At 40.9% G+C, this 22,930-nt stretch carries 26 protein-coding genes and 1 pseudogene; 10 read left to right on the forward strand and 17 right to left on the reverse strand.

Translation table 11 applies throughout. From position 1 onward, the window contains the following. Positions 1 to 31: 31 nt before the first annotated feature. Both BLR93_RS04990 and BLR93_RS05000 read right to left on the reverse strand, forming a co-directional pair. A complete protein-coding gene (locus BLR93_RS04990; RefSeq protein WP_093211783.1) occupies positions 32 to 985 on the reverse strand; it encodes a bifunctional riboflavin kinase/FAD synthetase in 954 nt (317 codons plus the stop codon). Between the two features lie 321 nt (positions 986 to 1,306). Beyond that, the gene (locus tag BLR93_RS05000) at positions 1,307 to 1,459 is read right to left on the reverse strand and encodes a small acid-soluble spore protein P (RefSeq protein ID WP_093211787.1); all 153 of its coding nucleotides are present in this window, start codon (positions 1,457 to 1,459) and stop codon (positions 1,307 to 1,309) included. 181 nt (positions 1,460 to 1,640) lie between these two features. Between BLR93_RS05000 and BLR93_RS05005 the strand changes: the two genes are divergently transcribed. Further along, entirely contained in the window at positions 1,641 to 2,246 is a 606-nt protein-coding gene (locus BLR93_RS05005) for a TetR/AcrR family transcriptional regulator (protein ID WP_093211788.1), read from the forward strand. Between the two features lie 57 nt (positions 2,247 to 2,303). Then, positions 2,304 to 3,578, forward strand: a complete 1,275-nt coding sequence (locus tag BLR93_RS05010) for an MFS transporter (RefSeq protein ID WP_093211790.1) — start codon at positions 2,304 to 2,306, stop codon at positions 3,576 to 3,578. Between the two features lie 76 nt (positions 3,579 to 3,654). Here BLR93_RS05010 and BLR93_RS05015 read toward each other — a convergent pair whose 3' ends face one another. Continuing rightward, positions 3,655 to 4,050, reverse strand: a complete 396-nt coding sequence (locus tag BLR93_RS05015; RefSeq protein ID WP_093211792.1) for a hypothetical protein — start codon at positions 4,048 to 4,050, stop codon at positions 3,655 to 3,657. Positions 4,051 to 4,228: 178 nt separating this feature from the next. On the opposite strand from BLR93_RS05015, the gene BLR93_RS05020 reads away from it, so the two are divergent. Then, positions 4,229 to 4,381 (forward strand): aspartyl-phosphate phosphatase Spo0E family protein, encoded by a 153-nt coding sequence (locus BLR93_RS05020; RefSeq protein WP_093211794.1) that lies wholly within the window; start codon positions 4,229 to 4,231, stop codon positions 4,379 to 4,381. A 211-nt stretch (positions 4,382 to 4,592) separates the two neighbouring features. Then, positions 4,593 to 5,237, forward strand: coding sequence for an HD-GYP domain-containing protein (locus tag BLR93_RS05025; RefSeq protein WP_139184400.1), 645 nt, complete (start codon positions 4,593 to 4,595; stop codon positions 5,235 to 5,237). A 124-nt stretch (positions 5,238 to 5,361) separates the two neighbouring features. Here BLR93_RS05025 and BLR93_RS05030 read toward each other — a convergent pair whose 3' ends face one another. The 3 genes from BLR93_RS05030 to BLR93_RS05040 form a co-directional block, all read right to left on the reverse strand. After that, on the reverse strand, positions 5,362 to 6,828 hold the full coding sequence (locus tag BLR93_RS05030) for an MDR family MFS transporter (RefSeq protein ID WP_093211796.1): 1,467 nt from the start codon (positions 6,826 to 6,828) through the stop codon (positions 5,362 to 5,364). A gap of 2 nt (positions 6,829 to 6,830) precedes the next feature. Continuing rightward, positions 6,831 to 7,727, reverse strand: a complete 897-nt coding sequence (locus BLR93_RS05035) for a TetR/AcrR family transcriptional regulator (protein ID WP_175559247.1) — start codon at positions 7,725 to 7,727, stop codon at positions 6,831 to 6,833. Positions 7,728 to 7,943: 216 nt separating this feature from the next. Continuing rightward, positions 7,944 to 8,624: an HAD family hydrolase gene (locus BLR93_RS05040; RefSeq protein ID WP_093211800.1), complete on the reverse strand. Its 681-nt coding sequence runs from the start codon at positions 8,622 to 8,624 to the stop codon at positions 7,944 to 7,946. Between the two features lie 353 nt (positions 8,625 to 8,977). Between BLR93_RS05040 and dacB the strand changes: the two genes are divergently transcribed. Next, complete coding sequence (gene dacB, locus BLR93_RS05045) at positions 8,978 to 10,474, forward strand: D-alanyl-D-alanine carboxypeptidase/D-alanyl-D-alanine endopeptidase (RefSeq protein ID WP_093212378.1); 1,497 nt, start codon at positions 8,978 to 8,980, stop codon at positions 10,472 to 10,474. 80 nt (positions 10,475 to 10,554) lie between these two features. Here dacB and BLR93_RS05050 read toward each other — a convergent pair whose 3' ends face one another. The 6 genes from BLR93_RS05050 to BLR93_RS05075 form a co-directional block, all read right to left on the reverse strand. Beyond that, positions 10,555 to 10,929, reverse strand: a complete 375-nt coding sequence (locus BLR93_RS05050) for a hypothetical protein (RefSeq protein WP_093212380.1) — start codon at positions 10,927 to 10,929, stop codon at positions 10,555 to 10,557. Continuing rightward, complete coding sequence (locus tag BLR93_RS05055) at positions 10,929 to 11,462, reverse strand: acyl-CoA thioesterase (protein ID WP_093211802.1); 534 nt, start codon at positions 11,460 to 11,462, stop codon at positions 10,929 to 10,931. Before BLR93_RS05055 ends, BLR93_RS05050 begins: the two co-directional genes overlap by 1 nt. Positions 11,463 to 11,641: 179 nt before the next feature. After that, entirely contained in the window at positions 11,642 to 12,538 is an 897-nt protein-coding gene (gene cidR, locus BLR93_RS05060; protein WP_093211804.1) for a cidABC operon transcriptional activator CidR, read from the reverse strand. Positions 12,539 to 12,637: 99 nt separating this feature from the next. Further along, positions 12,638 to 13,186: a Rossmann-fold NAD(P)-binding domain-containing protein gene (locus BLR93_RS05065; protein ID WP_093211806.1), complete on the reverse strand. Its 549-nt coding sequence runs from the start codon at positions 13,184 to 13,186 to the stop codon at positions 12,638 to 12,640. Positions 13,187 to 13,225: 39 nt separating this feature from the next. Beyond that, a complete protein-coding gene (locus tag BLR93_RS05070) occupies positions 13,226 to 13,618 on the reverse strand; it encodes a VOC family protein (RefSeq protein WP_093211808.1) in 393 nt (130 codons plus the stop codon). A gap of 50 nt (positions 13,619 to 13,668) precedes the next feature. Further along, entirely contained in the window at positions 13,669 to 14,877 is a 1,209-nt protein-coding gene (locus BLR93_RS05075; RefSeq protein WP_093211811.1) for an MFS transporter, read from the reverse strand. A gap of 193 nt (positions 14,878 to 15,070) precedes the next feature. Between BLR93_RS05075 and BLR93_RS05080 the strand changes: the two genes are divergently transcribed. Continuing rightward, complete coding sequence (locus BLR93_RS05080; protein WP_093211813.1) at positions 15,071 to 15,979, forward strand: DMT family transporter; 909 nt, start codon at positions 15,071 to 15,073, stop codon at positions 15,977 to 15,979. 36 nt (positions 15,980 to 16,015) lie between these two features. Here the strand turns inward: BLR93_RS05080 and BLR93_RS05085 are convergent, their stop codons facing one another. From BLR93_RS05085 to BLR93_RS05105, 5 genes and pseudogenes are all read right to left on the reverse strand, one after another. Next, positions 16,016 to 16,588 (reverse strand): GNAT family N-acetyltransferase, encoded by a 573-nt coding sequence (locus BLR93_RS05085; protein ID WP_093211815.1) that lies wholly within the window; start codon positions 16,586 to 16,588, stop codon positions 16,016 to 16,018. A 111-nt stretch (positions 16,589 to 16,699) separates the two neighbouring features. Continuing rightward, positions 16,700 to 16,822, reverse strand: a pseudogene (locus BLR93_RS05090) (DNA mismatch repair protein MutT); the annotation flags it as partial. Between the two features lie 193 nt (positions 16,823 to 17,015). Further along, entirely contained in the window at positions 17,016 to 17,414 is a 399-nt protein-coding gene (locus tag BLR93_RS05095) for a VOC family protein (protein WP_093211817.1), read from the reverse strand. 46 nt (positions 17,415 to 17,460) lie between these two features. Continuing rightward, on the reverse strand, positions 17,461 to 18,219 hold the full coding sequence (locus BLR93_RS05100) for a phosphosulfolactate synthase (protein WP_093211819.1): 759 nt from the start codon (positions 18,217 to 18,219) through the stop codon (positions 17,461 to 17,463). Beyond that, the gene (locus tag BLR93_RS05105) at positions 18,216 to 18,905 is read right to left on the reverse strand and encodes a 2-phosphosulfolactate phosphatase (RefSeq protein ID WP_093211822.1); all 690 of its coding nucleotides are present in this window, start codon (positions 18,903 to 18,905) and stop codon (positions 18,216 to 18,218) included. Before BLR93_RS05105 ends, BLR93_RS05100 begins: the two co-directional genes overlap by 4 nt. A 256-nt stretch (positions 18,906 to 19,161) precedes the next feature. Between BLR93_RS05105 and BLR93_RS05110 the strand changes: the two genes are divergently transcribed. The 4 genes from BLR93_RS05110 to cysC are packed head-to-tail and all read left to right on the forward strand — an operon-like array spanning position 19,162 to position 22,729. Then, positions 19,162 to 19,872, forward strand: coding sequence for a phosphoadenylyl-sulfate reductase (locus BLR93_RS05110; RefSeq protein ID WP_093211825.1), 711 nt, complete (start codon positions 19,162 to 19,164; stop codon positions 19,870 to 19,872). Between the two features lie 19 nt (positions 19,873 to 19,891). Next, entirely contained in the window at positions 19,892 to 20,989 is a 1,098-nt protein-coding gene (locus BLR93_RS05115; protein WP_093211827.1) for a sulfate permease, read from the forward strand. Next, positions 20,982 to 22,130, forward strand: a complete 1,149-nt coding sequence (gene sat / locus BLR93_RS05120; RefSeq protein ID WP_093211829.1) for a sulfate adenylyltransferase — start codon at positions 20,982 to 20,984, stop codon at positions 22,128 to 22,130. The genes BLR93_RS05115 and sat overlap by 8 nt, the downstream gene beginning before the upstream one ends. After that, positions 22,130 to 22,729 (forward strand): adenylyl-sulfate kinase, encoded by a 600-nt coding sequence (gene cysC / locus BLR93_RS05125; RefSeq protein ID WP_425440925.1) that lies wholly within the window; start codon positions 22,130 to 22,132, stop codon positions 22,727 to 22,729. The genes sat and cysC overlap by 1 nt, the downstream gene beginning before the upstream one ends. Positions 22,730 to 22,930: the final 201 nt, after the last annotated feature.

Genomic DNA, 22,930 nt, shown 5'->3' on the forward strand with positions numbered 1-22,930 from the left:
TCAGCCCCTCTCTTTGTTGTCTATAGCTGTTTTATCTGCTATCAGTTAAATTCAACATTTGCCGTGCTTCTGCTTCGTCCTTTTTCATTTGCTCAATCAATTCCTCTTTTGAAGCAAAGTTTTCCTCCTCACGCATTTTACGGACAAATGAAACCGCCAGCGATTTGCCATATAAGTCTCCCGTATAGTCCATTAAATAAGCTTCGATCAAATACCCTTTGCCATTTACTGTCGGCCGGTACCCTGCGTTGATTAACGCATACCAATTTTCATCAGCTTGGCCATCCTCATTGTTTAACTCAACAATGCCAAGATAAACGCCGCTTCCCGGAAGTTCATAATCCCCTAGTACCTCCAAATTAGCAGTCGGAAATCCTAGCTGTCTTCCCAACGCATCGCCGTGAATGACTGAACCATGAATACGGTAATTGCGGTCAAGCAGCAAGTTGACTTTATCAAACTTGCCTTTATGGATAGAAGCTCTAATATCGGTACTACTGATCTTTTGCTTATTAACCTTTACTAATGGTGCAACTGTAACTGGAACACCAATATCCTTGCATAGTTTCGTGAGTAAATCTGTGTCGGATTTGCGCCCTTTTCCAAAATTGAAGCCTTCCCCGACCACGATGCCTTTAATATTCAAGACTGACAAATGCTGATGGACAAATGTCTCCGGACTCGTTTCTGCATATTCTTTTGTAAAATTAATCTCGTAAACTTTGCTGACTCCCTGCCGTTCCAGTTGTTTATATTTTTCCTGCCTTGGTGTAATACACTGTTTGTAACGTTCATCTTGCTGCAATGCCCAACGAGGATGAGGATAAAAAGTCATGACAGCCAACGATACATCCTTCTGTTTCAACAGATTGGCATGACGCATAATCGCCTGATGGCCTATATGGACTCCGTCGAATTTACCAATGCATAAAATAATTGGCTCTGTATTTTCCGGTGGTACGTCTTGCACCTGAATAATTTCCATTTACTTTAACCCCTATCGCTAGTCTGACCACCACCCGATTCTTGCGGCGGCAATCTGTTCCCTTTTATTTTATCTAATTTCTTTATACAGCAGATGGGACTGATTTTCCATGAGAACGAATTTACAACCATTGTTTTCTATCATAACGTACCAGTCCCAGCCTTTTTCAAGTATCCAGCTGGGAGTAAGATGTACAGCACCACTTGACTCCCTTTACATATACAAACAATTTCACTGTACTGCGGGAGGAACTGGTTATCAATATTTTTGCTTATTAATTTGATACGTAATAAAGACAGCCGGATGGCTGTCTTTTTTGTTTTACATATCATGCCCGGGATTTCTTTTCTGGCGGGAATGGTTCTCCTTTTTCACTTTATGCGAACCGCTCAATGGCTCTCCGTATGGCTGGCTGGGGGTTTTAGGCAGATTAGGCTGCTTTTGTTGTTTCGGTCCTTCTCGTCTTCCTGACATGGCATATTCCTCCTTTCCTATTGATTGTTGACTAGCTTTTGAAAAATCAGCACTCGTTATTCTGCTTGTAATATTCTAACCAACAACCAACACAAACTGAAAAAACTATTTTACAATGTGAAAAAATAAAGATATAATCATAATTGATTGATTGATCAGTCATTAAAATAGGAGGGTTATCATGCCGCTTTCTGAACAACAATTACAAAATATGAACGCCAAAAGAGAAAAAATATTAGAACAGGCAATCACTCTTTTTTCCGGGCAAGGCTATAATGACACGACTATTTCCAAAGTAGCAAAAGCCTCCGGTGTTAGCTTCGGGAGCGTGTTTACTTATTTTCCAACCAAGGAAGATTTATTCCACCATGCAGTAACCGATCGACTAGATGAATATGCAACTATCCTGCTGAACTTCACTACGGAAGCGGAAGATCCTGTTGCAGAACTTGAGAATATGGTGAACACGCATATTAAATTGTTTTCCAGTGTCGGTACCTATCTTCGTTTAATTGCCCAAGTTATTGGCCAGCATCAGCGCTTCCAGCGACAATTTACAGAACTGGACACGTTTCATGATCAATTCAGATATAAAATAGCCAAACTGGTGGAAAACGGCCAGGAAAAGGGCTTGTTAAACAGTAATTTGCAGCCGATATACGCCGCAACCTCCTATAGCTCCTTTCTAATGGGACTAAGGCTAAATCTTATTGACGGACCGGAGCACGATGTTTGGGATGCATTTAAACCTTTCGCCATGCAATTATTTGGACCGAATACCCTGTAATCAACCGGTCCCTTCAAAACGATTGATTAATCAATTTTTCTGTAAGGAGAACAATAAATGAATTTCTTTCTGTTTTCGCAGACTATTCAAATTCGTCTAATTTTGCAATTTTTGACTACGATGGCTAATATGTCAGTTACACCGTATTTAGTTATCTTTTTTTCCAGTCAGCTGGGCACAATTATGACTGGCTGGATGTTTTTAGGAGTGATGGCAGCTAATATTGCTGGTTCTTTTACCGGAGGATATACTTCGGACCGAACCGGCAGGAAAAATGTGGTTATCTTGTCAGAAGCAATGGTATTCATTGGCTTCCTCTCCGTTGCCTCTGTTAATTCCCCTTGGATTAGTCTTCCGTATGCTACTTTTGTGATATTTGTTTTTATCCACTTTTTTATTGGCATGGCTGCACCTGCCTATCAAGCCATGATCATTGATGAAAGCAGTCCGGATAACCGGAAAGCGATCTACACATTCTCTTACTGGCTGCAAAACCTGGCTGTAGCTATCGGTGGAATTATCGGTGCTTTTCTTTTTAAAGAGCATCACTTTCTCCTCTTTATCGGTGTTGCTTTTTTCACTTTGATTTCCCTTTTGATTACTTTCTTCTTTATTAAAGAGACATATAAGCCAGCCCCAATAAACACAATGACAAGGAATAACCTTTCTTTTTTTGCAGGGTGGTCTTCCTATCTGCAAGTAATTAAAAACAAAACGTTCATTGCTTTGGCATTAGCTAACTTACTAATCGTCGCTATTGAAGAACAGTTAACTAATTTTATCGGCCTCCGTTTGGCTGAGGATATTGCCCAACCCGAACAGTTACTGCCATTCCTGGCGCTTAAAGTAGACGGCATCAATTTACTAGGTATATTAAAAACAGAAAATACGATTTTAGTTGTCTGCTTGACTGTTCTTGTCACATACTTGTTAAAAAAATTCAATGACAGATCTGTATTGCTGAGCGGATTGGTTCTTTATTTTATTGGCTATACCGTGCTTAGCTTCCATGATTCGGCGATCGTTTTACTGCTTGCCATGTTTATAGCTACTTTGGGTGAGTTAATGCATATTCCCGTAAAACAAACACTGCTTGCCAATATGGTGCCTGACCACGCCAGGAGTTCTTATATGGCTGTTTTTGGTTTAATGACGATTGTAGGCGTTATGACAGCGGGAGTCTTCATCTTTCTCAGCAGCTTCCTGCCGACTATCGTCCTATCATGTTTATTTCTGCTCATGGGGACTGCCTCAATTACTATTTTTGCCCGGTTAACAAGCAAGGATCGTCTCGAAAAAAGCAATTCTTTGCCATCCCAATTAGGCTCATAATTGACAGAACAGAAACAGGAGCACAGCACCGTGCTCCTCCTTTTTTTCTACTTTGTTTAATGGCCTCTTCCCAGGCTTATACGCACTGAAAGGAGTCAATTCTATCTAAATCAATTCCAAAATATACCCAACGGTATCCCGTCCATCTGTATCCCGCAATACTCCGCCTCCCTACGTAGGTCGGGAAAAACCAAAAGGACTGATAGCCTTCCAGCCATACATAGGTAAATCGATACAAACAGCCCCGGATAGCTCCAGCATCAATCGCATAGGTTTGCAGCTGCTGCTGGGGAATGAAAGACGGGGGCGGTCCTGTTGGAGCTCCTGTCGGAGGGGCTCCTATTGGCGGACCTCCTCCCGGTTGGCCACCCGGAAAAGATGGAAAACCAGGAATGCCTGGTTGAGGCCCAGTCTGTCCACGAAAAGGCATATCACCGTAATTATGCGGCAAATCTTGCCAGGAACTATACATATTCTGTTCCTCCTTATCATTATATTCATGACAGTCTATGCCATTCGAACAATAAAGGTACATTGGCCTCCTTTAACAAAATAAGATATTTATGTGAACAAAGTACTAATTATATTTGAAAAAAATGTAAAATGATGTATAATAACTGCTAGAAATAAAAATAAGGTTGTGGGTATCTATGAAAAACGATCTAGAAAGAGACATTGAAGAACTAAGGCTAAGTATGTATAAAGCCTACCAGAAAGAGCCGGATGGGCCAGAAGTGCTGAAGATTTCTCAGGCATTGGATGAAATGCTAAATAAAGTACAGTGGCTGAAATATAATTCCTAATTATCCATCGATTGTTAATTTGAAGCCCATATATTTTTCCAAAAAACCACTCCAGCTGATTGGTGTGGTTTTTTATTATGAGACCCATAGGAAATATCCTCCTTTTTTTCTAGCGAATTAGTAGGAAAAATAATAGCAAACTAGTAGAATAATTATAAGAATTTTCTGCATTTTAATAAACAACTATGAAGAAAGGTTGGTTTTATTGGAAGTGAAAAGAACTCCCGAAACGTTATTTGAAAAAATCGCTCAGGATAATGAAATTATTCAGTATTTTAAACATCATTCGATGAGGGTTATGTATTTATCTACCATGCTTGCTAAAAAAGTGGGCCATTATGATGAAGATTTGCGGATAGCAGCATTATTGCATGATATCGGAAAAATGGGATTATCAAAGGATATTTTACTTAAGGCTGGGACTTTTACTCAATTAGAGAGAACGATTATTGAAAGCCATTGTCATATTGGCAATGTAATAGTACGTAAGGAACTAGGAAAAGTCCATTCAGCTGAGTATATTAGAGACCACCACGAAGATTGGAATGGCAAGGGGTATCCCCGCAGACTGGTTGGCGAAGAAATATCTATTCAAGGAAGAATCATTCGTATTTGTGACTCTTTTGATGCAATGACCTATGATATGCGAAACTATCAAAAGACAAAGATGAGCTATTCCGAAGCATTTAATGAATTACGGAAGTGTTCATGGAAACAATACGATGGCAATCTAGTGGAAGAGTTTATCTCTTTAATGAACGATATTGGACTCCCCTACTCCTGGTATAACAAATTTGATGAAACGTTTGTAAAAAGAATTTATTCAAAGATTGAAGGGATGGAAGACCTCTTATAATTTACTGGATGGCCATCATTTGGGTTTTAGATGTCTTTTGACTTTCGATTCTTTTAACCATAATATAAAAGCGACATGAATCCATGGAAAGGATTCATGTCGCAACTATAGGACTAGCTTTCTGTTATGCCTTTTCAGTCTTCGTTGAAGGTTTCCCTTTTAAAAACAGTGCTAATGCCATACCTGCCAGCGCCAATATCGAAGCAAATAAGAAGGCGGTATTGTAGCCATTCAATAAGGCACTTTGAGCCGCTTGCTGCTGGGCCTCATTCTGCGACAGACCTGCAAGTGCTGACATATCCGGCTGATAGTTTTTTGCGGCCGTTGTCATAACCGTTATTAGTATCGCTGTACCTATCGAAGCAGACACCTGCTGCATTGTGTTAGCCATTGCTGACCCATGGGCATTCCATTCATCAGGAATTTGATTTAATCCAGCAGTCATTACCGGCATCATGGCGAGAGCCAGGCCAAACATACGGATTGCATAAACAACAGCCAGCATGGTAAAGGACGTATCCATTGATAGATTAGTAAACATAAAGGTAGTCGCTGCTACAATTGCCAATCCAGGAACAGCCAGCCACCTTGCGCCGAATTTGTCAAACATCATCCCTGTAATCGGCGACATAATTCCCATTACGATTGCTCCTGGGAGAAGCATCAGCCCGGATTCAAGTGGACTGAAGCCACGCAGATTTTGCATATATAATGGTAATAGCGTTTCAGCACCAATCATCGACATAAGCACGATCATCGTGATAAGTAATGACAATGAGAAAATATTAAATTTGAATACTTTGAATTGAAGCAGCGGAGTTTTTAATACGAGCTGGCGCCAAATGAACAAAGCCAGAATAATTCCGCCTCCGATCAAACAAACGAGTACCTTGGTACTTGACCAGCCATCCTCCCCCGCGCTGCTGAAACCATATAACAAACCGCCAAATCCTAAGGAAGACATAATAATGGAAAGAACATCAATCCTCGGATAAGTCAGTTTCGTAACGTTTTTAATATGGAAGTAAGCGAAAATAATAGTCAGGATAACAATCGGGAGCACGACATAAAACAAGGATCTCCATGAGAAATACTCGAGCATCCAGCCGGAAAGGGTCGGGCCTATTGCCGGGGCAAAAGAAATAACAATGCCAGCCATTCCCATCACTGCTCCGCGTCGATCTCTTGGTATGACAGTTAAAATAACAGTCATCATCAGCGGAAGCATGATTCCTGAACCTGATGCCTGAATAATCCTTCCTATTAATAACATAGGGAACACGTGGGATATCGAGCTAATTAATGTACCTATTCCAAATATACTAAAAGCGGTCATAAATAATTTTCTAGTTGAAAACCGCTCGATTAAGAAGGCAGAAATAGGAATCATTACTCCATTGGTCAATAAGAATGCTGTCGTCAGCCATTGTACTTTATTTTCATTGATACCAAAATCCTCCATTATTGAAGGCAGCGCAGTGGCTAGTAATGTTTCATTTAGTAACCCCACAAACGCACCAATCAGCATAACGGCTAGCATTGCTCCTAATTTTATGTCTGGTTGCTTTGTTTCTTGAACCTGTTCTTGCATGATCAATCTTCTCCTTTTTCTCTAAATAGCCTGGTAATCGTTTCTTCCAGCTGTACAATTTCTTGATGCCAGCCTTCCTTTGTTTTCATATATTGAAGCAATGCTTCGATTAAGTATAATTTTGGCTGCTCCTGTTTACATTCTTCTTTTAAATGATTGAGGGATGATACTAACTTCTTCTTTTCATTAACCTTCAGCGATAAGGTATGCAATTTATTCTCAACATCAACAAGCTGCTGTTGCATTTTATTTTCCAGCATCTTCTCTTCCTGATTTAGCGGCCCACATAAAGAATCCTCCGTGAGGACTGGCTCCAGTTTTTCTGATGAATGAATGATCGCTTCCAAACTGGAAGCAATAAGCTCTGCCAAGCGGTTAACCGGCAGCTCCTTACGATGGAATATGATAAGCGACAAAAATTCTTTCATCATCCCCTCATACAGGATGACTACGTCCCATATATTCGGCAGGACGCTTTCACCGAATACTTCCCTCAGTGATTGCTTATGCCATTTCAATAACTTCAAGCGGAAGTCCTCCATCATAAACGAAACAGCATTTTTTTCGTTTAACGGAAATTCTTTAAACAGAAGTAAAAATATCGAGCTGTTTTGCTTCATTTGTTTCAATTCAATCGTAATTCTTTGCTGCAATACCTGCTTAGCTGGTAAGGCATCAGATTGTGGAACTGATTGGGCTTTTTGAAACATCGCTTGATGATTGTCTTTTACTAGTTCAATAAGCAAGCTTTCTTTCGATTCAAAATGTTTATAAAAAGCTCCTTTAGAAACACCACACGCCTTGGCAATCTCTTGAACAGAAGTCAGATGATATCCTTTTTCAGCAAACAGTGTGACCGCTATATCTTTTAATTCCTGCTTTTTACTAATTTCTTTCACCCCTGTCAAAACCATTCGGTAACCTAAAGTGACTGACTGGTCAAAATACCATGAGACTTATAATATGACAGTTAAGTATGTTTGTCAAACTGCAACTAATCACCTCAGGATTTCTTGTTTAGTATGAGAATCTGTCTAAATTATTTTATTAAAAAGACCAGAAAAAAAGTGATATAAAAATCAGGCCTGGCGTAATGCCAGTACCTGATTATCTGTTTATCCGGATTCTTCGCAAGTGCAGCATAGCTCTTTTATTGTTAATAATTCCGCTAAATCACTAATGGTGTAATCCGCTTTTACATCTTTCCATTTCCCGGCTCGTTTCCATATTGTTTTCATTCCGGCCTGCTGTGCAGCTGCTATGTCATTAATAGGATGGTCTCCGATAAAAATACTATTTTCTGCACCAACACCTAACTTGCTTAAAGCCCTTTCGAAAATTCTCCTGTCCGGCTTTTTTATCCCTTCCCACTCAGAAACCAATATAACATCAAAGTATTTTTCGATACCAAGAGCTCTGATGTTGTCCAACTGGAATCGGGTTTTGCCATTGGTAATCAGCCCTATTGCAAGCTGTTTGCTTTTCAGTTCCTCGAGTAAAGGGATTAGATTCGGAAAAGCTGTACAACTCTTTTTGAAGTAAACCAAGTAATCTTCCATCAACTTTTCCCAGGCTATTGATTGTAGAGGAATTTCAGTAACCAATTGTTGATATACCTTGTCTTTCCAAACATAGCCACCATCATCTAATTCAATAAATCTGCGCATGTATTCATTTTTATTTATGTGGCCCAAAGATGCATGCAGCCGCACGTATTGATCGTTGACAAACTTCCGAATCGAGGTATCCCGGTCTAACAGTGTACCATCTAAATCAAACAGAACCGCTCGAAGCATGGGCATCTCCTCCTACATTGCGCCGGTTCGTACAATCAACGAATTGCTGCGGCGACACTTCGGTTAAATTTTTCTGCTCCTGTCTTCCATCGACTTAGCCGCTATTATTAATGTATAGCAGTTGATTCTTTTTCTCAAACTCTTTCATAGGATGTAAGACATACGACTATCTGATCCCCTAAAAAGTACACCTTTCTATTATTGAACCTTAGCTGAACTTCGAATAGGTAATTGGAATGATTTTCCTTGATATTACCCATTCGACAAGCATTTTCCGTTATTATTTAAATATTCAAATAATTAAATGATAGGATGTGAGCAAGTTGAATAAAAAAAATCATCGAACACGGATAATGCTGTATGCCCTTTTCGCTCTTTTGCTATTAATGCCGATGGCTGATCAAGGAAAAGCTTTGTTCGTGGATGCATCCGCAGATTTAACAGAAGAGATTGACCAAAACTCCACCCTAAAAGAAAAACTGGAAGCAATCCTGAATGATCAACGACTGAACGGCACTGTAACTGGAGTGAGTATCAGAAAAGCTGAAACTGGAGAACTTCTTTTTTCTCATGAAGGAAATACAAGATTGCACCCAGCCTCCAATATGAAACTGCTTACTAGCGCGGCTGCCTTGGAAAAGCTCGGTCCTGACTATCAGTTTTCCACAGAAGTGTTAACTGACGGGCAAACAAAAGGAAAAGTACTCGACGGAAATTTGTATTTAAAAGGCAAAGGTGACCCTACGTTGTTAAAAGAGGACCTGAATCAGTTCGCAGCCGATTTAAAGGGAAAAGGGATCACTAAGATAAAAGGTGATCTGATCGGAGATGACAGCTGGTTTGATGATATACGTTTATCTCAGGATTTGAACTGGTCAGATGAGCCCTTTTATACTGGTGCCCAGGTATCTGCGTTGACTATTTCACCGGATGACGATTATGATGCTGGAACAGTAATCATTGAAGTAATGCCGTCAGACGATATCGATAGCCCAGCGATTGTTCGGGCCACACCTGAGAATGACTACATAACCATCGTCAATAATACGGAAATGATTGCTGAAGGTGGTACCAAAGATATTTCTATCGAAAGGGAGCATGGTACCAATAATATCATCATTGAGGGAGAAATGCCGTTAAATGGGACCAATTCCAAGTCCTGGTCATCCGTGTGGGAGCCTTCAGGCTATGCGCTGGATGTCTTTAAACAATCGTTAACAGAACATGGAATTTCTTTTATCGGGAAATCCACGGTTAAGGCAGCTGAAACACCAGATAATGCCCGTCTGCTAACTTCAAAGAAGTCTATGCCTTTGGAAGAGTTGCTTATTCCATTCATGAAACTTAGCAATAACGGTCATGGCGAAATATTGACAAAGGAAATGGGGAGAGTATTCAAGGATGAAGGAAGTTGGGACAAGGGATTAGAAGTAATTAAAGATGCAGTTGTTGATTTAGGTGTTTCACCAAAAACCATTCAGCTTCGTGATGGATCTGGTATGTCCCATAAAACATATATACCTGCAAACGACCTTACCCAACTGCTATTTTCTGCCCAGCAGAGAAGCTGGTATCCTGCTTTCGAAAATTCGCTGCCTGTCGCCGGCATGACCGAGCGTTTAGTCGGCGGAACGTTGCGTTCAAGGATGACAGCTGAACCAACAAAAGGAAATGTAATCGCTAAGACTGGATCGCTTACCAGTGTGTCTACCCTTTCTGGTTACGTCACTTCTCAGGATGGAGAAAAGCTGATTTTCTCCGTCTTGATTAATAACTATCTTGGCTCCAGTTCAGGGATTAGACAGATCGAAGATGCCATCGCCACCACCCTTGCAAGTCACACGTTTTAGTATATAAAAGCTGTACCCCCTCATAACCGGAGGGGGCAGCTTTTTTATATTCCTGGTAAGTTTTAAATCAATTAGGTTGATTATTTCATAATCGTCGACCCTTGCAATAATTCGGGCTTGGCTCCCAGAATTAACAAAAATAGTTTTGAATCACTTATATTCCGGTTTCTTTTCATGATTGCTTTGACGAAATGAATTTCTGGATGTTTTTTCAAATTTTCCACTTCTCCTTGATAAAGAGAAAGAATTGATTCTCGAACAAACCTTGGTCGATATTCCGGCAGGTCTTCATCCATTAATAAAGAACCCATATACCCATACATGATTTGCATTTGCCTAGTAAGGCTTACCACGTGAATCAGCTGTTCGTATAAATTCGGATGCTGATGCTTCAGATTTTCCAATTCCTCTTTAGCCCGGTAAATTTCTTTTAAGCTAGCTATTTTCCCTGTCATCATCCTTCCCCTTCCTTTTCCCACGGTTTTTCCAAACCAATGATTTCCGTTAACTCTTTACTCTGTTTTCTTCGGCTCCTCCGCATTTCTGCACGTTCTTTTCCTGATTCATAAAGAAATTGCTCTTCAGCAGTTTCAGGGATAATCTCCGGTACCTTTAATGGGTTCTTATCATCGTCTAAAGCTACAAAGGTTAGAAAAGCAGTCGCCGCCATCTGGCGGTGTCCAGTAATCATGTCCTCTGCAATTACTTTGCAAAATATCTCCATCGATTTATTTCCGGTATAAGATACAAATGACTCGACGCAAACCGAATCCGTCTGATGTATCGGATACAAAAAATCTATCGAATCAGTGGAAGCTGTCACACATTCTTTCACTCGGGCATGGCGCCGTGCTGACAAAGTGGCGTTGTTATCCAGCTTTTTCATTAAAACACCGCCGAAAAGCGTATTATAATTATTTAAATCATTTATCATTACTTGGTCTGTGTTGACAATCAAACTTTCCTGAGGTCGCCTGGCTTCTTGCATAGGATGGTTCCATTCCTTTCCTCATTGATTTTCTGTGGAATTCCTATAACAAGTGTAAGACTGCCGGAATGATAAATAAAATGGTTATTTGCTATTCAAATGATAGATAGAATCAATGCAACTGCTTTCAATCCGTATATGCGGGACGCTTTCTACAAAAAACGAATAAAAAAACATCTCTAGTCAGAGATGTTTTCCACGGTTAAACGCTCTTGGGTAAACTTCAGCCATTCTTTGGTGGCGTATGACAAATAATGATTTTTTCGCCATATGAAGGCTAGATCCCATTCGATCGTTGGACTAATTACTTTAATGGTTTTAACATCCTCCATTAATAGCTGGGATACACTATATGGCAATATGGAGATTCCTAAATCTGCAGCAATCATTTTGCCGATAAAGTCCCACTGTGTGCTCTCTGAAACAACTGTAGGCAAAAATCCAGCTTCTTTACAAGCACTGGAAATCCGGTCGTTCAAAGCAAAATCTTTATTAAAGAGGATGATTTGCTCATCTTTAAGCTCCTCCAGCTTAATTTGTTTTCTGGAAGCCAGGTGATGAGTTGGAGGAACAACCACTCTCAATTCTTCTTGCTTAAAAGAAAAATAGTGAAAGTTCTCTTCTGATGTTGGTAACACCGTAATCCCAACATCAAGGTTGTCCTGATTGATATCTTCTTCGATTTTTTTAGTGCCGTTTTCTAATAGCTGAAAAGTAATATGAGGATATAACTGGTGAAATTCCCCCAAAATGCGAATGACCCGCTCGGCATCCATAATAGGAGGCAGGCCAATCCGGATATGCCCTTTTTGAAGCCCTAATAAATCATCCAGCTCTGTTTGCAAATTATCAAAAGCTTTATCAATCGTCTGGGCCTGCTCCAAAATCACCCTGCCTGCATCTGTCAGGATTAACTTTTTTCGCGAGCGGTCAAATAACTCGACACCAAGCTCTGATTCCAGGTTTTTAATCATCTTGCTAATGGTCGGCTGTGTAATAAACAAATGATCGGCCGCTCTTGTAAAACTTTTAAAATGAGCGACCTCTATAAAATACTTCAGATGTCGAATATCCATGCTTTCACCTTTTCTAAATAAGCCTTTTAACTCCACACTTTCACTTTAGCAAGGATGTTACCGCAAAACAGCTGACTTGTAAATTTTACAAGGATGCGATTAATAACCGGGTCTTTTCTCATAGGGAGACAGTGTACCGACAATGCCTACGTCATTATCTTTCTTTATATTATGGATTACGCCGCAAGCAATTTCCTGATGGTTCAGCCATCTCGATTGACTACCCTCTATGATGAATCCTAAATAGATGCTGCGATATTGGCAATTAGCTGCAATCTCAATCGGATCATCCTCTAAATATCTGCTGCTTCCTTTGACATGGAACAATTTCCAGTCAGCAATCCGTTCAGAGACCAATCTGCCGACAAGTTCCAACGATCGATAATCCGGCGTCCAGCTGACTACAAGTGAAATAGGCCCATTCTCATCCATTGCTTTGTTTATATGTGTTTCGACAACGGAAAGTTGGCTGTAGTCAATTGCCAAACTGTTGAGCAATTGCGGGTCCTTCGCCTTTCTCCTAAGCTGTCGGTGCTTCTCAATGGTTTGGCCGATGACAGATACACGATAGCCCATTTCCGTCAGCCAAAGAGAAACATCAGCCAGCATTCCTGTTCCTCCTATAATAAGGGCATGTCTCTCGTTCATAACAACTTCCCCCTAATCTTTATCGGATAATTGTATAATTCAGCCTGTACACGCCATAATTACGTTCCCGTCTGGATCTGTGAAATTGAACCAGGCAAAATCTTCGCCGACTCTTTCAATCTCCCGGACAATCGGAATGTTCTTTTCCCTGATAAAGTGATAAGCTTCATCAATATCATTTACGAGAAAATTGAATACCGGGTTGGTACTAGGATCAAGCTGAAACTCAGGATCAAATCGATGATCATCCAGCGTCAAGGAAACACTGCTGTTTACTGGCAGATTGTAGACTGGCGATTCTACTTGATCGGGTACATACTGGAAATCGAGAAGTTCACTGTACCATTTTACCGATTTCTTCAGATTTCGGACATGGATAAAGATACCCCCGATTTGTTTTTTTATCGGATTTTCCTTTGGTTTTTCGCCCACTCTTCTTCTCTCCAATCTATATTTTGTTTAATGACTTCCTGTGCCCCTTTTCATTTCGTTTGCGGCAGCGTTTGTTCATCCCTGAATAAGTCTCTATTCGCCGTTTGATGAACCAGCAAGATTATTGCCAAACTAATCACTGCCATGAGTATGGAGGCGGCAACAATGCTATAACGCAATGGAAAGATTTCTCCGGTAAAACCAATCAGCATGATAAATATTATTTGCAAAATGCTTTGAAAGGTACCATAAACACTTGTTATCCGGCCCATAATCGGCAATGGTACATTATTTTGATAGAAAGTCATCAATCCAGTATTAGAAAAGGCATTAAAGAAGCCGAGAATGATAAAACCAAACGCTATGGACCAGAAAGAAAACGAAAAGGCGTAAATGAGATAGCCAGCTGCTACAAGGACATATCCACTGCCGATTAACGTCTTGAGCGTCAATTTGCGGGCTAATACTGCGACCGTCCCCGCCCCTGCGATTGATCCTATCCCCGTGATACTGATCAGCAAACCAAAATCAGTTTCAGATAAACCCAATACCTGCTGGGTAAAAACTACCTCCTGGGCATCCATGCCCAAAGCAATAACCATAAAAAACTGGGCCAGCAGGTAAATGTGAATCAGGGCAGCGTTATTTTTGCTGAAAAGAAGTACCTCCTGCCAGTCTCTCTTCAATGTAAGCAAACGAATAGACTGGGATGCAGTCCGATTCTCTGCTTGGTCTATATCGGGGAGTAAGAGTAATATAAAAGCAGAGACCAAGAAGGAAGCAGCATTGATCCAGATAGCAATGCTTGCAGTGGTAACGAGCAAAAGGGCTCCTGCGACTGCCGGTCCAACTAAAAAGGCCCCTGAAGTAATCAGACTTCGGAAGGAGTTGAATTGCTTCCGCTGTTTTTCGGAAATCAAGCTTGTCATATATGAAATAGATGCAGGCCCAAAAAACGCCTTGGCAACCGATAAACAAAACAAAAAAATATAAATGAACCAAATGGATGACATAAAAGGAATAACTGCAATCAACACTGCCCGAATAATATCTGTTACAATCATCAGCTTGCGTTGATTAATCCGATCAATGACAGTGCCCGCCCAAAACTGGGTGAAAACAGCTGCAATCGGACTCATTATCCATAATCCAGCAACAGCCGCAGGCGATCCAGTCATTTGGATTACAAGAATATTGATGGCTACCAGGTAGATGAAATCTCCTAAACTGGAAATACCGATGCCTGTAAGTAATAACAAACCATATTTCTTTTGTTTTCCAGGAAAAATAAGGATTCTCCTTTCTATAAATGCTGTTTATGTAAATTACTATAAAGACTTCAATTTATGTACAATTGTTTCTGTTACCTCTGATAAGATGTTACAATTGAACCCTTGATTTAACATGCCAGTACAGTTTAATCCCTATGTGCAGCTGAGAGGACATCCAAACATGAAAGCTTATCTATTCTTATTAATAGTTATGATGATTTTTTCTAGCAATTTATTAATCGGTAAAGGAATTAACGAACTACCGCCATTCACCATTGCTTTTTTCCGTTTTGTAGTTGCATTTCTCGTGTTATTGCCGCTTGGATGGAAATCCTTTAAACAAAATATACCGTTATGGAAGAAGGAATGGAAAGCTCTCTTATCTTTAGCTCTGTTTGGAATGGCGTTTTTTAATGCACTCGTTTATGCTTCTCTGCAGTACACCACCTCAACGAACGTAGCAATCATTGAAGCAACCACCCCTGTTTTTACAATTGGACTAGGTTTGCTGTTTTTAAAAAGGGAACAATTAACACTTAACCAAACGATTGGAGTCATATTATCTCTTGCAGGTGCTATCTGGGTTATTGCAAACGGGTCTTTGGCAGTGATTTACCATTTACAGTTCAATATCGGCGATCTTTTGATGGTTGGGGCTGTTATTGTTTGGGCTGTCTATTCAATTTTAGTAAAGCGGCATAATGCTAAATTCCCAACCTACGGCGGGCTGTTAGTAATGTATGCGATTGCCGCAGCCTGCTTGTTTCCGCTTGCATTCTCGGAGTGGATTGTCTCCGCTCCATCAATTTCAGGCAAGCAAATGCTTAGCTTACTGCACCTCGGTATCTTCCCCTCTGTGATTGCCTTGATATTGTGGAACAGAGCTGTAGAAGAAGTAGGCCCGTCACAGGCGTCTATCTTCTTTAATTTTCTGCCTATTTTCACGATGATAGGAGCTGCTTTATTTCTCGGAGAACAAATCCGGCTGGTTCAAGTGATTGGAGTGACACTTGTAATTGCAGGAGTTTATCTTTCGACAAGAAGCAAGAAACGACGAAAAATAAATAATTCTGCCAGAGCCGGTAATTAATCCAATTGGAAGCTATCGGCTCACAGCCGATCATTATTAAAGCTTACCTTTGGCCTGTTCTGCATTGATATAATATACTAGATTGTCTGTCCATTCACCAAATTCAAAAATAAACCCTTTTCTTGTACACTCGTATTCCATTCCGACACTTGCTGCCAGCTGGTAAGAAGGTGTATTGTCGACATTGATATGCGCTTCAATTCTATGGTAGCCCAGGTCGCTAAAGGCAAGTTCAAGTGCTGCCTTCACTGCTTCCTTCCCATAACCATTCCGCCAAAATTGATTGTGAATTGTGTAACCAAGCCTTCCCCATTGAAAAACAGATCGTTCATAAGTAGAAAAATCAATCATCCCGAGATGCGTTCCGTTGTGTTTGTGAAAGACTCCAAATATATAGGCTTTATCCTCCTGTGCTAATGCCTGATGCTTTTCCACTAAACCGGAAAACCACTCTGGCGAACAATCGCTCATATCGATTTTCCCTCGATCATACCGATGCTGTGATGGCATTCGGGCGGAGAATTGAGCAAACCAATTTTGGAAATCTGATTCTATTAATGGCCTGATTACTAGCCTTTCGGTTTCTGCAGTACAATGAAAATTGTCCAATAAAATAACCTCTCTTTACTATTTTTTTCTGCTGAATCACTACATTCGCTGTTTCTTATTCGTGTGTGCAATACAAACTTTTTTGATAAATAACATAATAAATAGTTAGGAAATATCGATTTTACCGCCCACAAGAGAAAGCATTCCGCTAGCGTGTTCCTCTTGTTCGCTTCGCCTGCTGACTAACCATTTTCCTTCCGGCAGCACAGCACCTTCTACATTGACGATAAACATGTTTGCCTTTCTCCCTAATTTCTCTAGCAAAATACCAGCCACCCGGCTGCATTCTTACTATTTTCATCATAACATTTTTTGATAGGACGATATTTATTTTTTAAACGTTTTTAAAGGCAAAAAGCAACACACCAAACACTGTGTGTCTGATGTGCTGAGACAAGCTGTTTTTATTGATTTATGATGCTTCAGCTTAATAAGCCATTGCAGCATCATGGTAATATTTAAATTCCAGCAAATTATTGGCAGGATCAATGAGAAAGAATGTCATATGCTCTTCTTGTCTTCCTTTAAAGCGTACCATTGGTTCTTTGAAAAACGGTAAACTTTCTTCGAGGGCTAAAGCTAGTGCCTGATCGTATTCTCCTTTGTCTAAAAACGTAATACCATAATGACGCGGATACATCTTCGGATTTTCATCCACACTATCAGGACTTAAGTGGCACACAACCTGATCGCCAAAAAAATCAAAAGTTACCCTGTCATCATACCTTCTGGCAAGCTTGCAGCCTAACTTTTGGTAAAAGTCCACTGTTTCATCCAATTCCTTGCAAGGGATAGCCAGATGAAATACTTTATTTGTTTTTCTCATATTCATTCTCCTTTATTAAAAGTTAAAAATAAAAGACTTAAAACAATTACAAATTGAACGTGTCGGAACGAAGCCCTAAACGCAGCGTCTCTAGTGCTATCGCATCGGATAAAGCGATATTGGCAAGATTGACGTCCGAACCTACATTTTGAATAAAAAATGTTTGCATTTGCTTATTAGGAGCTTCAAATACAAGCCGTTCCATCGGAATGCCTGAGGCGATGATTTGGTTGAAAATATCTATTCGAATAGCACCGTCTGCCTGGCATATTCCGCTTGTTCCACTTTCCCTTGCTTCGGTAATCACTTTGGTAGCACCGGCTTCTAAATCTTCATGGATATTTTCCAGCCATTCAGCAGAACTCTGCTGTTCAGAATTTAAGGAGTCTTTAGCCCCCACTTCGCCAACTACAGCAAATTCATCCGCAAAATCGGCAATGAATTCAGCCTTTTTGCGATTAGGAATATCAATCGTACCATTGGAAATCTCGACATAGCTGCAATCAAACTGCTTGCATAAGTGGTAAAATTCATCCACCTTTCCCTGGCTTAAAAACTTTTCAAATAATGTACCGCCAAAAAAGAATTCAATTCCTTCCTTCCGCAGGCAATCTATCTTTTGCTTCAGGTATTTCGATACGAGAGATGTTCCCCAGCCGAATTTCACTAAGTCGATATACTCGCTTGAACTGTGAATAGTATCTTTAAAATGTTGGATTGGTGCTCCATTATCAATTAAAATGGTCCATCCATTCTCTCTTGGCTTCTCTTCTCTTACCGGTAAAACCAATTCCGTATTGATCATCTGGCAACCCTCTCAATCATTGGGAATTCTTTACTTTTATCCACCCGCATAACAAAGTCACTTTCCACTGCTTGTAAACAAACCAATATATCCTCCCGCTTGAAACACGATTGGTTGTCTGTGAAAAACTTTTCAGCTGCTTGAGAGCTCCTTATTCTGTCCCTCACCGGTTCCTCAGGTATGAGGGAACCCATCAAAATACTTTTAATATACTCAGCACAAGCCAAATCATCGTCACCGCTTGGATGCGAGGCAATCACATTGACCGTCATTTGCTTGTTCCTTCGGCTAAGTTTTTTGACACACTCTGCTGTTGTCCTTGCATTTGAAAAGCCAGTGACGAACACTGTCTTTGATGCTAAGCAATTCAATGTCGCTCGTACTCCATTTGTCGTCCTTTGGACAAGAGTTCTTCCGGCTAGATTTTTTTCTTTGATGCGATAAGGGGAATTATCCAAATCAAACCCATTAATGGCAAGACCGTTCACTTCTCCTGCCAAAAGATATTCAGGATTTTCTTTTTTTAGCTGAAAAGCCTGCTCAACAGACTCTGCAAGATAGATTCCATCAGCACCTTGCAGAAAAACATGATGGGCGACCGTGAATGCCCGGATCACATCAATGACTATCGTGATATCAGCAATAGTCGCCGGAGGTCTACTGCCTTGGTAAATAGTAACCTTCATCGTTTCTCTCCTAATCTATAGTCCGAGATTCCCCTGCTCCCCTCCCATACAACCTACCCAAATTATATTCGCCCAGTGGATTTCCGTTACTGCTTTTATCAATCTGCCCTTAGCAGGAAATAGCAGTTGTTCTTTAACAATCTGTTAAAGAAATGAATACATTGGCTTTAAGGCAAACACCTATTCACTTTACTATTCAGGGGAAGGTTCAAACTGACCGTCTTATTAAAAAAGAATCGTAGGCAGGGGAGGAATCATGGAAAATAAACTGACTTATAAAAATTGGGACAATCAACGCCAACAGGAACTCAACGAGAAACTGACGGATTTTATGGATGTAATCAAGTGGGCATTTAAAGAATACGGGGAGAATATCTTGTACGCTTGCAGTTTTGGTGCTGAGGGAATGGTATTGATTGACCTGATTACAAAAGTACAACCGAACGCAAAGGTCGTCTTTTTAGATACAGATCTACACTTCAAAGAAACATATTCGCTTATTGAAAAGGTGAAACAAAAGTATCCAAAGCTGCAAGTCAAGATGGTAAAGCCATCCCTTACGCTTGAGCAGCAGACTGATCAGTTTGGCAGCAAGCTATGGGAATACAACCCTGACTTGTGCTGCCAAATGAGAAAGATTGAGCCGCTTCAGCAAGAGCTGGACAATGTCGAAGCCTGGATTTCCGGTTTAAGGCGGGAGCAGTCCCCCAGCAGAAAAAAAACTGAATATGTTAACAAAGATGAGCGCTTCAAGCGTGTGAAAATCTGCCCGTTGATTCACTGGAAATGGGAAGATGTCTGGAGTTATATCAAACTAAACAACCTACCTTACAATGAGCTGCATGACAAAAATTATCCAAGTATTGGCTGCGAAAAATGCACGCTTCCCGTCAAGGCTGAAACAGGCTCGCGATCAGGCAGATGGGCAAATTTCGATAAAAAAGAGTGTGGGCTGCACAAGGCTTAAGTAGGGGCTGTTTACGTTTATGATTACAATACTCGCATGTATTATTTCTTTCTTTTTTGCTATAAATATTGGAGCAAGCGGGGCGGCTGCTTCCATGGGAATAGCCTACGGATCCGGGGCTGTCAAAACCCGTAAGCTGGCCCTTTTCATTTGCGCAGCTGGAGTCTTCGCAGGAGCAGTCTTAGGTGGCGGCGAAGTTGTTAAAACGTTAGGATCCGAAATTGTTCCCGAACATATTATTTCTATTCCGATCGCCTCAATTATATTGAGTTCCGCCGCTGTTTCCCTGTTTATCGCTAATCTCAGCGGTATCCCTTTATCGACAAGCGAGGTCACCGTCGGTGCAATTGTAGGCGTCGGAATTGCTTTTAAGGTATTGTTTGTCGATACGCTATTTGTCATCGTCCTTTATTGGCTGTTCATTCCTTTCATTGCGTTTTTATTAGCCTTCGGGCTCAATAAATTAGTAAGACTCGTGGAAGCAAGATCTCCCTTCCTGTTAAAAGGGCCATGGCCAAAACTGTTGGCATGTTTAGTGGTCTTTACTGGTTTTTTGGAGGCATTTTCAGCAGGAATGAACAATGTGGCCAATTCTGTAGGGCCTCTTGTAGCCTCCGGTCTTATTTCAATTGGCCAAGGAACTTTAGCGGGCGGACTATTTGTTGCGCTCGGAGCTTTTTTTCTCGGAGGAAAAGTTATTGAGACGAATGGCAAAAAGATTACCGAATTAAGCTTGCTGCAAGGCAGTGCCGTTTCCGGGATTGGCGCTGCACTGGTAATCATTTCCTCCCTTTTCGGCATTCCTGTTCCCCATACCCAAGTAACCACTTGCAGCATATTAGGTGTGGGAGTATCTGATAAAGGTGCGGAGATATGGAAGAAGGCAATCCTGGCCAAATTGATAAAAACATGGGTCATCTCCCCTCTGTTTTCACTCGTCATTTCCTATAATCTCGTAAAAATTTTCATAGACTTTGATTTCACTGGTTTGGTTATGATTATCGTATTTATTGCCATCGTCGGTTTGCTGTCTTTATGGAAGCCGGCAAATAAATCTCGAGTTATTTATGATAAAAAGATTGTACTAAATAAACAGGAGGTAACAGAAAATGAATAAACCTCACGGCGGTTCACTTGTAGACAGAGTGGACCTCAATTTTAAACCTGAGCAGGGAAACGTGGAAGTCACATTGGATTCGATTGCATTGAGTGATCTTGAATTACTTGCCACGGGTGCATATAGTCCATTAAATGGATTCATGGACCAGGAAAATTACCAGGCAGTTGTGCAGGGAATGCGCCTTAGCAACGGCCTTCCTTGGAGCATTCCCATAACACTGCCTGTGGAAGCGAAAACTGCCAGCAACATCCGTATCGGGGAAACTGTTCATTTGGTTCATGAAGGAACAGTATATGGCGTGATGACAGTCACCGACATTTTTACTCCTGATAAAAAGGAAGAAGCAAAACAAGTTTATCAAACTTCCGACAGCAGCCACCCTGGCGTCAAAAAGCTGATGGAACGTGCCGGCATTTATTTGGGCGGTCCAATCACTTTAGTGAAATTTCCACCCAAGGACGACTTTCAGGAATTCTTTTTGGAGCCAATTCAAACAAGGCAAAAAATCACCGAACTTGGCTGGAACACGGTTGTCGGCTTTCAAACACGCAATCCTGTTCACAGGGCCCATGAATATATTCAAAAAACAGCATTGGAGACCGTCGATGGGCTGCTGCTTCACCCACTTGTCGGGGAAACTAAAGCTGGTGATATTCCCAGTGATTTAAGGATGGAATGCTACCAAGTATTGTTAGAAAACTATTACCCTAAGCGGCGTGTTTGCCTATCGGTATTTCCAGCTGCTATGCGGTATGCAGGTCCCCGAGAAGCAGTCTTTCATGCATTAGTCCGGAAAAATTATGGCTGCACTCATTTCATTGTCGGGCGTGACCATGCAGGCGTCGGTGATTATTATGGTACCTATGATGCTCAAAAAATCTTTAATCATTTTTCCGCCGAAGAAATCGGCATAGAAATATTGTGCTTCGAAAACAGTTTTTACTGCCTTAAATGCGAAGCAATGGGAACAGCCAAGACGTGCCCGCATAATCAAGAGGACCATATTTCCTTATCAGGAACCAAGGTAAGGGCAATGCTTAAGGAAGGCAAACTGCCGCCAAAGCAATTCAGCCGTCCGGAAGTAGCCAAAAAATTGGTTGAAGGCATGTCAAAAAAATTTGTAGAAACGGGGAGATAATTATGATGCAAAAAAATATTGTCTGGCACCCTTCTACCGTTAGCAAAGCAGAACGACAGCAATTAAATAACCACAAAAGCTGCGCCCTTTGGTTTACTGGATATTCGGGCTCCGGAAAATCTACTTTGGCCAATGAATTGGATTGCCAGCTGTACTCTTTAGGGGTCCGAAGCTTTGTCCTTGATGGAGATAATGTCAGGCACGGACTTAATAAAGAATTAGGATTCAGCCCGAAAGACAGGGTCGAAAATATCCGCCGGGTCGGAGAAGTAGCGAAGCTGTTTGTCGAGAGCGGACAAATCGTCATGACTGCTTTTATTTCCCCCTATCGGGCAGACCGCAGTCAGGTCAGAAAAATATTTGACCGGGGAGAATTTATTGAAGTGTTTATAGATTGTCCTTTTGAAGTTTGTGAACAACGCGATCCAAAAGGCTTATACCAAAAAGCCAGAAAAGGAGAGATTCACGATTTCACCGGCATTGACTCCCCTTATGAACCGCCAGTCTCTCCAGAATTAACCATTAATACAGAAGACTATTCTATCCAAGAGGCTGCCGAAGTAATTATCCGTTATTTAGAGAGGCAAGGGATTATCTAACTGAAACCCATAAAAGTGATTGGGAGATAACATAAATCCCCTTGCAAAAACCTAACAGTTACAGAAGATGAAGTTTTAAAAGGCCTTCTTCAAGCATTCGATTGATGACGCAATGGGATATATATGGCGATGGAACAGTAGGTAAGTTCCTTAATAGTATTGGATAAATGCTAATACTGAACTGCGGAAATACACTACGCT

It is taken from the genome of Sediminibacillus albus, from assembly GCF_900101125.1.
In the GTDB taxonomy this organism is placed as follows: domain Bacteria; phylum Bacillota; class Bacilli; order Bacillales; family Amphibacillaceae; genus Sediminibacillus; species Sediminibacillus albus.